Annotated in this window: 11 protein-coding genes; 5 read left to right on the forward strand and 6 right to left on the reverse strand. The window is 60.6% G+C overall.

What is annotated here, in order from left to right:
• The first annotated feature begins 174 nt into the window (after positions 1-174).
• Entirely contained in the window at positions 175-888 is a 714-nt protein-coding gene (locus J2W17_RS17550; protein WP_307336615.1) for a PqiC family protein, read from the forward strand.
• Positions 889-1,137: 249 nt separating this feature from the next.
• Here J2W17_RS17550 and J2W17_RS17555 read toward each other — a convergent pair whose 3' ends face one another.
• Positions 1,138-2,667 (reverse strand): AhpA/YtjB family protein, encoded by a 1,530-nt coding sequence (locus J2W17_RS17555; protein ID WP_307336618.1) that lies wholly within the window; start codon positions 2,665-2,667, stop codon positions 1,138-1,140.
• 134 nt (positions 2,668-2,801) lie between these two features.
• On the opposite strand from J2W17_RS17555, the gene serB reads away from it, so the two are divergent.
• Complete coding sequence (gene serB / locus J2W17_RS17560; RefSeq protein ID WP_307336621.1) at positions 2,802-4,016, forward strand: phosphoserine phosphatase SerB; 1,215 nt, start codon at positions 2,802-2,804, stop codon at positions 4,014-4,016.
• A gap of 146 nt (positions 4,017-4,162) precedes the next feature.
• Here the strand turns inward: serB and J2W17_RS17565 are convergent, their stop codons facing one another.
• Positions 4,163-5,941 (reverse strand): molecular chaperone, encoded by a 1,779-nt coding sequence (locus tag J2W17_RS17565; RefSeq protein WP_307336624.1) that lies wholly within the window; start codon positions 5,939-5,941, stop codon positions 4,163-4,165.
• 313 nt (positions 5,942-6,254) lie between these two features.
• On the opposite strand from J2W17_RS17565, the gene J2W17_RS17570 reads away from it, so the two are divergent.
• Positions 6,255-6,656 carry a lectin OAA family protein gene (locus tag J2W17_RS17570; RefSeq protein ID WP_150797022.1) on the forward strand — a complete coding sequence of 134 codons (402 nt, stop codon included), beginning with the start codon at positions 6,255-6,257 and terminating at the stop codon, positions 6,654-6,656.
• A gap of 56 nt (positions 6,657-6,712) precedes the next feature.
• Here J2W17_RS17570 and asd read toward each other — a convergent pair whose 3' ends face one another.
• The 3 genes from asd to J2W17_RS17585 are packed head-to-tail and all read right to left on the reverse strand — an operon-like array spanning position 6,713 to position 9,989.
• Positions 6,713-7,573: an archaetidylserine decarboxylase gene (gene asd / locus J2W17_RS17575; protein WP_307336629.1), complete on the reverse strand. Its 861-nt coding sequence runs from the start codon at positions 7,571-7,573 to the stop codon at positions 6,713-6,715.
• Between the two features lie 18 nt (positions 7,574-7,591).
• Positions 7,592-8,407 carry a thiosulfate sulfurtransferase gene (rhdA, locus tag J2W17_RS17580; RefSeq protein WP_307336632.1) on the reverse strand — a complete coding sequence of 272 codons (816 nt, stop codon included), beginning with the start codon at positions 8,405-8,407 and terminating at the stop codon, positions 7,592-7,594.
• A 43-nt stretch (positions 8,408-8,450) separates the two neighbouring features.
• Positions 8,451-9,989, reverse strand: a complete 1,539-nt coding sequence (locus J2W17_RS17585; RefSeq protein WP_307336634.1) for an HDOD domain-containing protein — start codon at positions 9,987-9,989, stop codon at positions 8,451-8,453.
• Between the two features lie 178 nt (positions 9,990-10,167).
• On the opposite strand from J2W17_RS17585, the gene motA reads away from it, so the two are divergent.
• Positions 10,168-11,019 (forward strand): flagellar motor stator protein MotA, encoded by an 852-nt coding sequence (motA, locus tag J2W17_RS17590; RefSeq protein WP_307336637.1) that lies wholly within the window; start codon positions 10,168-10,170, stop codon positions 11,017-11,019.
• Positions 11,020-11,022: 3 nt separating this feature from the next.
• Positions 11,023-12,051 (forward strand): flagellar motor protein MotB, encoded by a 1,029-nt coding sequence (gene motB / locus J2W17_RS17595; RefSeq protein WP_307336640.1) that lies wholly within the window; start codon positions 11,023-11,025, stop codon positions 12,049-12,051.
• A gap of 90 nt (positions 12,052-12,141) precedes the next feature.
• Here the strand turns inward: motB and rsgA are convergent, their stop codons facing one another.
• Positions 12,142-13,173 carry a small ribosomal subunit biogenesis GTPase RsgA gene (gene rsgA / locus J2W17_RS17600; protein WP_307336644.1) on the reverse strand — a complete coding sequence of 344 codons (1,032 nt, stop codon included), beginning with the start codon at positions 13,171-13,173 and terminating at the stop codon, positions 12,142-12,144.
• Between the last annotated feature and the right edge of the window lie 83 nt (positions 13,174-13,256).

Raw genomic sequence — 13,256 nt, forward strand, 5'->3', positions numbered from 1 at the left:
GTCCTAGAGCGCTCGATCTACGATTTAACGCGTAGATCGACGCATTGGCGCTGGAGTCGGAACGCATATTCACGGATGATATGGCCTTTCAAGCGCCGGCGTGGCTGAGCGTTCTTCATATTTTTTGAGTATTTTCACTGTGGTTAGCCTTGTGGCAACCACCTGGATGGGACGATGACTGCTCTGCGCCTTCCGTTTTTTTTGATGCTCGCCGGGGTCCTTGGCCTGGCGGGTTGCAGCGTTCACCAACCGGTGTCGCTGTATCAGCTGGACAGCGGAAGTCCGGCTCAGCCTGCGCAAAGCGCGGGCATGGCCGTGTTGCTGGGGCCGGTGACCGTTGCCGATTATCTGCAACGTGAAACCTTGTTGCAGCGTCAGCCCGACGGGAGTCTTCAGGCTGCCACTGACGGCCGATGGGCGGGTAGCCTTTCGTCCGATATCGATCAGCTGTTGCTGCGCCAGGTAGCGGGGCATCTGGATAGCCAGCGCGTGGTGCTGGCGCCAGCGACGGTAGGTTTCACCCCGGACGTTCAGGTGCTGCTGACCATCACCCGCCTGGATTCGGGTAAGTTGCAACCGGCGATCCTCGACGCGCAATGGCGTTTGATCGACCGTCGTGGTCAGGTTCGCGATAACCGCATCATTCATCTGCAGGAACAGCATGCCGGTGGTACGGCAGCGCAGGTTCAGGCTCAGGGTGTGTTGTTGCAGAAACTTGCCCAACAGCTGTCGACCGCGCTCAAGCCATTGGCTAACCAGCCACCCATTGCAGAAGCGCCGAAAAAGCCGGCCGCCAAGCCTGCAGCACCGGCGGCGGAACAGGAAAAACAGCCGAAGATCCCGATGGCTGCGCCGATCCGCACCGATATGGAAGTGTTCAGGTTCTAAGGCTGGATTGATTCAATGCAAAGCCCGCCATGGATGCGGGTTTTGTTGTTTCTGGGGAGTGAGAACTTCGGTGCTGCTGATGGCCTCTTCGCTGGCAAGCCAGCTCCTACAGGGTTGCGTCATAGCCACATAGAGTGAACGACACGGTACCTGTAGGAGCTGGCTTGCCAGCGAAGGCGTCCGCACAGGCAATAAAAAAGCCCGCAGACGATCACTCATCTGCGGGCTTCTTCACATCAAGGCTATCGCTTAAGCCCGGCGCTCATGCATCCGCGCCAGTTGCCGCTCCAGCATCGACGGATAAGGTTCCATCAGCCGCTCTACGCAGCACGCGCCTTCCGGGCTGGCGATCGGCCGGATCCGGGCACGCTGACGGATCAGTGCGTCGTCGCTGATCTTGCGCTCCACCAGCAGCAGGTTGCGGCTGTGTTGCGACAGGGCCAAGGCGTCTTGGGCCGATTCGGTCAACAGCAGATCGATCTGGCTCATGCCGAACAGTTCGTCGCCCAAGGTCAGGCCCAATTGCAATTGCAGGGTGATGCCGCTGTCCGCGACTTCGATTTGCAACTGATGGCCCAGGGCCCGCAGCAACTCACCGCAGCAAATGGCATTGGTCAAGTAATCGTCGCCGCTGTCTTCGTTGTGGAACAGCATCAGCGTGCTGCCGTCGTTCAGGGTATGCAGCTCACTCTGGTAAAGCGAAGCGGCCTGATCGAGGCAATCGCGATAGCGTTTGAGCAGTTCTTCCAGGCGTGCCCGAGGCAGGCGGCGCAACTGATCCTGTGCACCCAGTTGCACGGCGAGCACGGCACTGTGTTGCGGTACGTTCGATGACTTTGGTTTTACCAGCGGTTTCGGCGCGCTGTCCGAGGAGACATCACGCAGGTCGGCAAACGGATCGTCGTCGTCATCGTCATCCTCGACGGTGCTGACGATGCGCCGCGGTGCAGGCTTCAACGCGGCAACCGGGCGACTTTCGTCAAAGCTCGGATCGCGCAGGTTGCGCACTTCAAAGGCCGGATCGGACTCTTCGTCGTCATCGACCTCGTCGAACTCAGGCTCCGGCACGGGTTCCGGCTCAACCGGTTCCGGTGCGAAGTCCGCGTGCAACTGGCGAGCGAGGTCGCCGATTTCATCCTGGCGTCCAGTGCCCGGCGTGTGTTCGTCGATATTGCGCAGCCATACGCGCAATTGCATCAGCGGCGTGGAAAGGTTGCGCCCCATGCGCAGGCTCAGGGCCAACGACAATGCCAGCAGAATGGCACTGAGAATGCCCATGCTTTGCAGGCTGATGGTCATCGGCTGCTGGAATTGATCCATATCCAGGCTGATACGCAGTTGGCCGGCGGTCACGTCCTGAAAGGTAATCTTGCTCTGGTACATGCCTTCGGCTTCGCCTAACAGGCTGTGCTTGGGCCGCTGACCAGCCTCGGCGAGGATGCGGTTATCCACGCTGTAGATGGCGGCATGGGCCACCAGCTTGTTCTTGGTCAGGTTGTTGAGCAACACGTTGAGGCTGAGGATGTCGTTGGACACCAACAGCTCCGTGGCCGACGTGGCGGTCTGGGTGGTCAGGCTTTCGCCCAGGGCATCCGCCTGCTCGTGCATGGCCTGCTTGAACTGCAAACCCATCACGCAGGCATAGATCACCAGGGCCAGAGCGACCAGGATCACGTTATGGCTGGCGATGCGTAATGCAATCGGTACACGGCGGTGGCGCAGTGCCCGGAAGATCAGCAGAAAGAAGTTATCGGTTTTTACTGGCGTGGGCCGGTTCACTTGAGCTCGGCTCTTTGTCCGTGAAGTTGACGCGCAGTATAGCGACAGGCCCTAGGCCGTCAAAGCGCTCACGGTGCCCGATGGTCACTGAATGTGGGTAGAATGCGGTTTTTTTCCACCTGCGGGGGTGCGCCTTGCGCGAAATCGTCCTGATAAACATCACCGGAGTCGACCGTCCGGGTCTGACTGCGGCCATTACCGGCGTTCTGGCCCAGGCTGGTGTGAACATTCTCGACATCGGTCAGGCGGTGATCCACGACACCCTGTCGTTCGGCATCCTGGTTGAAATTCCTGATACCGAGCAAGGCAAGTCGGTGCTCAAGGACATTCTGTTCACGGCTTACAAGCTCGATCAGCAGGTACGTTTCACGCCGGTGTCCGAAGAGGACTACCAGCAATGGGTCGGCAATCAGGGCAAGAAACGCCACATCGTGACGTTACTGACCCGCAAGGTGACGGCCGAGCAATTGCAGCGAGTCAGTTCGATCACGGCCAAGTACGGCCTGAACATCGACCACATCGATCGACTGTCCGGGCGTATGCCGCTGGATACCCCGGCCGATCAAGGCAAGGGCTGCATCGAGTTTTCCGTGCGCGGTGAAGCGGCCGATCCGCAAGCGTTGCGGGCGGAGTTCTTGAGCGTGGCCCAGGAACTGAACGTCGACATCGCCTTCCAGGAAGATTCGCTGTTCCGCCGCAACCGTCGCCTGGCGGTGTTCGACATGGACTCGACGCTGATCGAAGCCGAAGTCATCGACGAGCTGGCCAAGGCCGCCGGTGTGGGTGACCTGGTGTCGGCCATCACCGAGCGGGCGATGGCCGGCGAGCTGGATTTCCGCGCCAGCTTCAAAGAGCGCCTGGCCTTGCTGCAAGGGCTGGACGTCAGCGTACTGGACTCGATCGGCGCCTCGTTGCGCCTGACCGAAGGCGCGGAAACACTGTTCGCCGAACTCAAGCGTCTGGGCTACAAGACGGCGATCCTGTCGGGTGGCTTCACTTATTTTGCCAAGCAGTTGCAGGCGAAGCTGGGTATCGACTACGTATTTGCCAACGAACTGGAAGTGGTCGATGGCAAGGTCACCGGCGTGGCGGTTGAACCGATCGTCGATGCGCAGCGCAAGGCCGATCTGTTGAAAGAGCTGGCGCACAAGGAAGGTTTGCGTCTGGAGCAGACCATTGCAGTCGGCGACGGCGCCAATGATTTGCCGATGCTGGCGATTGCCGGGCTGGGCGTGGCGTTCCGCGCCAAGCCGCTGGTCAAGCAGTCGGCGAAGCAGGCGATTTCCACCCTTGGACTGGATGGTGTGCTGTATCTGCTGGGCTTTCGGGATCGTGACGGGCAGCTCTGATATCCCGGTTGCCTGAGCGGGCCCCTTCGCTGGCAAGCCAGCTCCTACAGGTTCTTCGGTGTGCACACTATGTATCACGCACTGGAGATCACTGTGGGAGCGAGCCTGCTCGCGAATGGTGGCGCCGCGGTCTTACGGATTCACCCTCAAAGCGTTTTCCACAACGAATCGAACTCCTGTTCGATACCGGCCACACCGCTCCCCCCGGCCTCCGCGTTTGCGGCAGTCTCTACCAGGCGATAGGCAAACTGATTGAAACTGTGGGTGCTCGCCAACCGCCGATCCAGCCCGGCCCGGCGTTCCTCGCCATGGGTATTGATTACTACCTTTTGGCTTTCCTGAAAGGGCAGGCGCGGAGCGAGCAGCGTCGGCGGCAGGTCTATCGCACTGATGGCCGGTAATAACAAAGCGCGCAGGTAGTGACTGTGACCGTCATGGTCACGCAGCAGTTGCAGCCCGCAAGGTTCGGCGCAAGGCGCGACCTGTTCGATGCCCATTTGCGTACCGCCGCCACGCACCTGACGGATCCAGCGCACCACTGCAATGCTCCAGCCCTGACCTGCAGAATCCTCGATGCCAACCATTTCGCCCGCCTGCAGTTCGGCGGGCACTGCGCCTGGCCAAGCCAGGCAATAGCCGCCAGGACTGTGATTGATCACCGACAGGACATACGTCACAAACTGTTGATTTCGGTCGGATGCCCCATGGCTGTCATCATTCTGAAGTTGCGGGTATTCGATTTCTTCATAGGGCAGCAGATCGACCACGTTGTCGTTGGGCGTCGCAGGACTCCACAGGTCTTTCACGCGACCTGCAGGGGATATTGCCGAGAATTGCGCGTGTCGGGAGCCCGAGTGCTTCAAGAGGTCACTGAACGAACGTTGCCCGCCCAGATAATAGTGCAGCGCGCTCATGCCGATACACAGGGTCAGGGTGCCTTGGCCGACCGTGCGCTGGAAACCGCGTTCGGCTGTCTGGCCCCAGGCAGCGTGCAGGTGTTGCAGCGTATCGAGGCTCAGCCCTGCAGGTACTGGCAACGGTGTCGAACTGTCGGTTTTTTGCAAATGAGCTTCGATGGCTGCAACTAACGGCTGCGGATCGATCCCCAGCAGGCTGTCCTGCTGCTCGGGGCGAAACCGGGCGCTATAACGAGGCCCGGTGTCGATATCCGATGCGATGGCAAATAGTCCTTCCGCGCGTTTACCGGGTTGCAGCTTGATCCATTTACTCCAGGGCTCCAGCACTTCGGCAACCCGGGCAATCTGGTTTTGCCGCAGTTGGTTGCAACGGGAGGCACCCAGCAGCAACGCGACGACGTAGGTCTGTTCGATGCTGAGCGTTTGCGTCTGGCTGGCCAATTCATCGCGCAGGCTCAGGTGCTGCAACTGGTGCTCGCAGGCGATTCGATACAGCTGATGCAACTCCAGCCACAGCCCTTCCGGTACCGGGCAATAAAGCTCGGTGGCGCGGATCAACGGCCCGTTCAGGCAATGGATCGCACGTTGCAACGCCTGGGTCAGCAATGGCGCACGGTCCTTGCTGAAACGCGGTGAGATGCGCACGACAATCTGTTTATAGCCAATCGCCAAGTGATTTTGCAGCGCCTGGCAGAGGTTGGCGATCTTGCGCGAACGTTCGTCGAGGACAATCGACTGATGCAGGAAATGCCGTTCGAGGTGTTTGCAGACGTAGTACACCTCGGGCCTGAACAGCTCGAGCATTTGCAGGCGATTATCGCTGGGCGTCAGCAGCTGATTGAGTTCACTCAAGCCTTGATAGAGCTGGCGAGCGGTTTCGCCGATGTTGGCTTTAGGCAGATCGGCAATCCAGCGCTTGAGGTCGCGCGGGGTGGCTTCACAGAACGTCAGGCGCGACTGCTTGGGAATGGGTGCGCGGAGCAAGAGATGGGGAGCGGTTTCATTCATGCCGTGGACAGGCTCCAACAAAAAAAATGGGCAGTGAATGACATGACTGTAGCAGCTATGGCCTGAGTAGGTGCTGCCGAAGGCTGCGATCTTTTGATTTCGGCGGTAGTGATGATGTTGAAGATCAAAAAATCGCAGCCTTCGGCAGCGACCGAGGGAAATGCTGGCAGACAGGAGATTACCGTTTGTCTGTCATTCTGGTGAGCTTCGGGTGTCCTACTAATCTGACAGTCGTGCGACTGGATACGCACAGTCGTACGGCCTGCCGCAGACGCAGGGCAGGTCTCTTCGTAACTTCAAGGAGATGAGGTTCATGTCTAGATACGTAGTGGCAAATCAATGGGGCGGTAGTTCGGCACCCTGGCACCCAGGTGGAGACTGGGTACTGGGCGCGCGGGACAACCAGAACGTTGTCGCGATCGAAATCAAATCGGGCGATGGCGGGAAGAGCTTCACCGGCACCATGACTTATGCCGGCGAAGGTCCCATTGGCTTCAAGGCTCAACGCACGGGCCAGAACCAGTACAACGTTGAAAATCAGTGGGGCGGTAACGATGCCCCATGGCACCCGGGTGGCAAATGGGTCATCGGTGGCCGGGATAATCAGAACGTTGTCGCGTTGAGCGTGACCTCCAATGACGGAGGGAAAAACCTCAGTGGTACCAATACCTACGCCAACGAAGGGCCAATCGGCTTTCGTGGACAGATAGAGTAGCGGCACCACCGACGTGTCCGGCCCCGCGAAGACGTTCGCGGGGTTCGGATCAGGCATCAGGCTGTTGGCAGACCCATGCCCTGGCCCATCTGCACCGGCGAACCGGCCGCCAGTTCTTCCGCCCATTTCACCTGGTCCGGCCCGAACAGCACCACGGCTGTCGAACCCAGTTTGAAGCGACCCAGTTCCGCACCTTTTTCCAGATGGATCGGCGCACGGGCCGCTTCGTCGTAGCGGAAGGTTTTCAGCTCGCGCTTCGGTGGCGTGACCAACCCGGCCCAGACCGTTTCGATCGATGCCACGATCATGGCACCCACCAGCACCACGGCCATTGGCCCGCGCTCAGTGTCGAAAATGCACGCCACACGCTCGTTGCGGGCGAACAGCTCCGGGACGTTTTCGGCGGTGGTCTGGTTGACGGAGAAAATCCGCCCCGGAATGTAGACCATCTCGCGCAGAGTGCCAGCCAATGGCATGTGCACACGATGATAGTCCTTCGGCGACAGATAAATGGTGGCGAAATCGCCGCCCATGAAGGGTGCGGCATTGGCAGCGTCACCGCCGAGCAACTCCAGGACGCTGAAGCTGTGGCCCTTGGCCTGGAACACGCGGCCGTGTTCGATCGGGCCGAGTTGGCTGACGGCGCCGTCGGCGGGGCTGAGGATGGCGCCCGGCGTCTCGTCCAGCGGACGCGCACCCTCTTTCAAGGCGCGTGTGAAGAACGCATTGAAGTGCTCGTAAGCGGTGAGGTCTTCGACCAGTGCCTGGGACATGTCCACCTGATAGCGCTTGGCGAACCACGCCGTAAAGGCGTTCTTGAACCAGCGCACGCGGCATTCGGCAATGCAGCCGGCCAGTCGCGACAGCAAATGGTGGGGCAGCAGGTATTGGCTGAGGATAAACAAACGCTTATTCATTGACGGTCCTTAAAAACCTTATTTCTCTACAGGGGTGTCGGGATGGTTGCCCCATTCGCCCCATGAGCCGGCGTAGCCTTTGACCCGCGGATAACCGAGGGATTTGGCCACCAGATAGGTGAAGCCAGAGCGATGGTGGGTCTGGCAGTGGGTGATCACTTCTTTGTCTTTGCTGATACCGAGTTGCTCCAGGATCTTCGGCATGTCCGTGCGAATGCGCAGGTGGCGCGCCGGATCCATGCCCGCGGTCCATTCGAAATTGACCGCGCCGGGAATGTGTCCTGCCTTGGCCGCGAGGACTTTCTCGCCGGAGTACTCCAGCGGTCCTCGAGCGTCCCAGATCGCCAGGTCGGCCGCGCCCAGGCGGCTTTGCAGGTACTCGCGGGTAGCGATGGGTTCGTCGTGCAAGGTCAGGTGGAGCGGACCGCCGACCGCCGGCGGGATCTGGATCGACATGGGCAGGCCTTCCGCCAGCCAGGCCTTCAGACCGCCGTCGACATAGTGGTAGTGGCGATGGCCGATGACGTCCAGAAGCCAGATAAAGCGTCCGGCCCAGCCGCCGCCCTCGTCGTCATAGACGACATAGACCGCATCGGGGTTGTGGCCCAGTTCGCCAAACATTGCTTCAAGCGCCGCCTTGGTCGGCAGCAGGCCTGGCGCAGGCGCCTGACCCAGTTGCGTACGCTTCGGATCGACAAAGCGGGCGCCGGGAATGTGCCCTTCGGCATAACGGGCGCTGCTGGTCAGATCCACCAGAATCAGTTCGCGGGATTCGAGACGGGCGAGCAGTTCGCTCGGCTCGATCACCAGGGTCAAGCCAGAGAAGTCAGACATGTGAGGTCTCCAGAGCACAAAGGGTTGGATTGTAGCGCAGCCTTCATTGGCCGCGGTGGCTAAAGCTGTGCAGGGCTTTTTCGATGCACTGCGCGGTTTTGCCGAAAGCTTGTACGGTGAGCTCCGAGAACGGCCCGCCGCCCTGGTCCGCCACCAGGATCATGATCACCCGGCCGTTGTTGACCAGTGAGCGCAGTAACAGATGTTCACCATCGAACTGCGAACGCAGGCTGGCCGGTAACAGGGCCGAGAATTGCGCGTTGTTGGTCGGGGTCAGGCGCAGCTGCGCCTGTTGCGAGAGCAGGCGTTGCAGCGCGGTGCTTTGGTCGACAGGGAAATTCAGACGGGTGGCTTCCTTTGACAGGCCGAAGGCCTGGTGGACCCGCAAATTGGCGTGAGTGCGGTCGGCCATCAGAATCATCACCCGTCGCATGCCGCAGGCAACCAATGCGTCGCGAGCGCAGGTGGTCAAGTGCAGGGCATTGGCGAAGCGACTGGGTTGCATCAGCAATTCGGCGCATTGCCTGCGCCATTTCACCAGATCTTCGGCGATCGGTGCCGCGGCCGGCGGTAAACCCCCGTGAGCGCGCTTGATGCCCCTCGGCCAGATCAGTGAAATGGCCGGGTGCCACAGGTCTGGCATGGCGTGATGACGGGCGCTGGTGACGGCCTGTCGGTGCAACTGCTGCTGAACTTCGTCCATCGGCATTTGCAGGTAAAGGCCGGTGAGATAGTGCCAGCGTTCAGCGTGCGGACTGTCCCAGGCCTGCTGGGCCGACAGTGCCAGGCCATTGGCCAGCAACACGGTGTTGGCCGGTTGATTGAGCCAGCGGCGCAACGCTGGATCGTCATCGAGGCGGTTCTGCTGGCGCAACGGGTGATCACTGTCGCGAGCGATGCGCAGGACCTTGACCAGTTCCCGCTGTTCGCTGAGCAGCAGCCGATAACCTTGCTGTACCCAGATCGGCAGGTGCCAGAGGTCCACCAGGGCCTGGCCTAGTTGCAGCAGGCGTACGCCGAACAACTGCTTCTCGACCTCGCGCGCCGGTTCGCCGTTATGGATGACCCGCCGCTCCCACTCTTCAAGCAACTGCGGATGGGTCAATGCCATCGGCCACAACGGCGAGAGAAACAGCAGGCTGCCCCAATGGATGTCCTGCCACAGCCGCGCCAGGCGACTGGCGAAAAAGCCATTGGCCTGTTGGGTCGCGTGCTGGCTGATCAACTGCAGCTGGCGCAGGGCGATGGGGATCTTTGACAGCGGCTGGGCGGGCAGCCGGTCGAGCAGTTCTTCGGTGCGCTGCAAGCCGAGGCGGGTGAGCGCTACTTCAAGGTTTTCAGCGGGAGTCGTCAGGCTGCCACGGGCATGCCGGTTGGCTTCGCGAATCACGCTCAAAGCCAGGGCAGGGCTGTCCTGCATGATGTCGGCGATATCGCGCAGCGAACGTCGCTTGTCGCGGAGGGCCTTGCAAACCCGATCATGACTGGCGAGCGGAACGGGCAGTCGTACGCTGTCGAGCAGCTTGACCCAGCCGTCGAGCGTGCTCGGAGCCGGCGTTGGAACGTTCGTGTCGTTAGCCATGTGTGGACGCGATCATCGTCTGCTTTATCCATGTTCGGAGCGTATGCCCGGAACGGGCAAATTGGCTTTTCGCCTGAACGGGCTATAGTCTGGCGCAGTTTTGCCGATAAGGAGAAGAAGAGATTTTTCAGCTTCCGGATATGACCTTGAACCCGACTCAGTAAGTGCTCCCCACCCTATGGCTAAAATAATCGGCATCATCGTCGTATTCGCGAGCGTGCTCGGCGGATACGTGCTCTCCCATGGTAAAATTGCCGCCCTGATCCAGCCCTTCGAGGTGATGATTATCGGTGGCGCGGCCCTGGGTGCGTTCCTGCAGGCCAACCCCGGTCACATGACGATGCGCGTGTTCAAGAAGTCCTTGAGCATGTTCAGTTCGCGCTTCACCCACACCTTCTACCTCGAGGTGCTGGGCCTGATCTACGAGATCCTCAACAAGAGCCGCCGCGAAGGCATGATGGCCATCGAAGGCGACATCGAAGACGCCGCCGCGAGCCCGATCTTCGCCAAGTACCCGGCGGTTCTGAAAGATGAACGCATGACGGCGTACGTCTGTGATTACCTGCGCATCATGTCGTCCGGCAACATGGCGCCCCATGAGCTGGAAGGCCTGTTCGACATGGAGCTGTACAGCCTCAAGGAAGACCTGGATCACCCCTCCCACGCAGTGAACGGCATCGCCGACGCCATGCCCGGCTTCGGTATCGTCGCGGCGGTATTGGGTATCGTGGTGACCATGGCGTCCCTGGGGGATGGCGATCAGCAATCCATCGGCTTGCACGTCGGTGCGGCACTGGTCGGTACCTTCTTCGGTATTCTTGCAGCCTATGGTTTCTTCGGCCCGCTGGCCCACTCCCTGGCCCACGATGCCAAGGAAGAACTGAATGTCTACGAGGCCATCAAGGCCTCGCTGGTGGCTTCCGCGTCCGGCATGCCGCCATCGCTGGCGGTGGAGTTCGGGCGCAAGGTGCTTTACCCGGCGCACCGCCCCAGCTTCTCCGAGCTGGAACAAGCGGTTCGCGGTCGCTGAGTCATGGAGAATAACCAGCCGATCATCATCAAGCGCGTCAAGCGCTATGCCGCCGGGCATCATGGGGGCGCCTGGAAAATCGCCTTCGCCGACTTCGCGACGGCGATGATGGCGTTCTTTCTGGTCCTGTGGCTGCTGTCCAACGCAACACCTGAGCAGAAGATCGCCATCGCCGGTTACTTCAAGGATCCGATCGGCTTTACCGAAAGTGGCACGCCCTACATCATCGACCTGGGTGGTTCGCCGACCCTGGCCCCAGAGAACACGCTCAATCCCGAGATCAAATCCCAGCCTCAGCCGGACAAGGTGACCGTCGGTAACGAACAGGCCGAAGGCATGGCCGAGCAGGTCGAGAAAGATCGGCTGGAACTGTTGCTGCAAGAATTGCAGAGCAAGGTCGATGAAAATCCTCAGTTGCACAAATTCAAGGACCAGATCCAGTTCGAGATCATTGCCAATGGGTTGCGCATCCAGATCATGGACGCGGAGAACCGGCCGATGTTCGACTCGGGCAGCGCTCGGCTGAAACCGTATTTCGAAGATATTCTGCTGGCCATGGCCGACACCATCAAAGCCGTGCCGAACAAGATCAGCATCAGCGGCCACACCGATGCCACACCCTATTCGGGTACCGGTGATTTCGGTAACTGGGAACTGTCGGCCAACCGAGCCAACGCGGCCCGCCGTGCGCTGGTCGCCGGCCGCTACCCGGAGTCTCAGGTGGCGCGAGTCGTCGGATACGCTTCATCGGCGCTGTTTGATCGAGAAAAACCCTTCAACCCGGTCAATCGCCGCATCGACATCGTGGTGCTGACCAAAAAAGCCCAGCGAGCCATTGAAGGTGCACAAGGTGCGGAGCCTGCGCCGGAGTCGACGCCAGGGCAGGGCGCCCCGGGCGAATCGCCGGCCACGCCCGTCGACCCGAATGCGTTGCCGGTTGATAAAGAGCCGTTACCGGCGCATGAGCTTCGCGAGCGCTTGAATCTGTTCGATGACCCGGCGCCGAAGCCGGGTGGGTCGCCGAAGCAGTGACCCACAAAAAAGCCGACAGCGATGTCGGCTTTTTTGTTTCTGCTGCCTTTTGCGGATTATTTTCGTGGCATCACGAAAATAATCAGCTACTTAGTAGCTGCTCTCCGGCAAGCTGGCGATGATCGAGCGATAGCTGTTCATCCGCTGCTGCTGCACGCGGCCTTCTTCCAGGGCCTTGAGCAAGGCGCAACCTGGTTCGCGGTCGTGCTTGCAGTCGCGGAAGCGGCAGGTGCCGATCAGGTCGTTGAACTCGATGAAGCCGGCTTCGACGTCGGCCCGGCTGACGTGACCCAGGCCGAATTCGCGGATACCAGGGGAGTCGATCAACTCACCGCCACCTGGGAAGTGGAACAGGCGCGCGGTGGTGGTGGTGTGGGTGCCCTGGCCGGACAGCTCGGAGAGCGGACCGACGCGGGTTTCGACTTCGGGCAACAAGCTGTTGACCAGCGACGACTTGCCGACACCGGACTGGCCGACGAACACGCTGATGTGCCCGTCCAGTTGCTTTTGCAGTTGCTCCATGCCGTTGCCGTGGTGCGCCGACACTTCCAGTACCGGGTAGCCCAGCGTGCGGTAGACCGCCAGCAAGGCATTCAACGCCGGGGCGTTTTGTTCGTCGATCAGGTCGAATTTGTTGAGCAGCAGCAGTGGACGAATCCCCGCATGCTCGGCCGCGACCAGATAACGGTCGATCAGGTTGGCGTGGGGCTCGGGCAGTGGCGCGAAGACAATCACGATCATGTCTACGTTGGCCGCTACCGGCTTGAGCTGGCCACGGCTGTCCGGACGGCAGAGTTCGGTTTTACGCGGCAGTTGCGCCACGATCACGCCGATGCCCTGGTTGCCGGCGCGCCAGACCACTTGGTCGCCGGTCACCAGCGCCGGGAGGTTGGCGCGCAAGTGGCAGCGGAATACCTTGCCGGCCAACTCGCCATCGAGCGCTTCGACTTCGACCTGCACACCGAAGTGCGCGATCACCAGGCCGGTCTGTTCCGGACCCAGGTCACCACCCTCGAGTGCCTCGACAGCCGAGGACTCGCGTTTGGCGGCGCGGGCAGCGCGTTCGCCCTGAATCTTTTCGATGCGCCAGTTTTGACGACGATTGAGTTGGCGTTTGGCCATGGGTGTTCCGTATCAAGAATGCAGCGATTAGGTAAAACGGCCGCGAGTTTAGCACGCCCGGCCGGTCGCCTAGGCTAAACTGC

The organism is Pseudomonas lini, assembly GCF_030812475.1.
GTDB lineage: Bacteria > Pseudomonadota > Gammaproteobacteria > Pseudomonadales > Pseudomonadaceae > Aquipseudomonas > Aquipseudomonas lini_A.

What these genes read in the sequence shown, in the direction of transcription:
- motB (WP_307336640.1), top strand. Translation starts at nt 11,023, where the DNA reads ATGGAGAATAACCAGCCGATCATCATCAAGCGCGTCAAGCGCTATGCC.
- motA (WP_307336637.1), top strand. Translation starts at nt 10,168, where the DNA reads ATGGCTAAAATAATCGGCATCATCGTCGTATTCGCGAGCGTGCTCGGC.
- asd (WP_307336629.1), bottom strand. Translation starts at nt 7,573, where the DNA reads ATGAATAAGCGTTTGTTTATCCTCAGCCAATACCTGCTGCCCCACCAT.
- J2W17_RS17550 (WP_307336615.1), top strand. Translation starts at nt 175, where the DNA reads ATGACTGCTCTGCGCCTTCCGTTTTTTTTGATGCTCGCCGGGGTCCTT.
- J2W17_RS17565 (WP_307336624.1), bottom strand. Translation starts at nt 5,941, where the DNA reads ATGAATGAAACCGCTCCCCATCTCTTGCTCCGCGCACCCATTCCCAAG.
- rsgA (WP_307336644.1), bottom strand. Translation starts at nt 13,173, where the DNA reads ATGGCCAAACGCCAACTCAATCGTCGTCAAAACTGGCGCATCGAAAAG.
- rhdA (WP_307336632.1), bottom strand. Translation starts at nt 8,407, where the DNA reads ATGTCTGACTTCTCTGGCTTGACCCTGGTGATCGAGCCGAGCGAACTG.
- J2W17_RS17585 (WP_307336634.1), bottom strand. Translation starts at nt 9,989, where the DNA reads ATGGCTAACGACACGAACGTTCCAACGCCGGCTCCGAGCACGCTCGAC.
- J2W17_RS17570 (WP_150797022.1), top strand. Translation starts at nt 6,255, where the DNA reads ATGTCTAGATACGTAGTGGCAAATCAATGGGGCGGTAGTTCGGCACCC.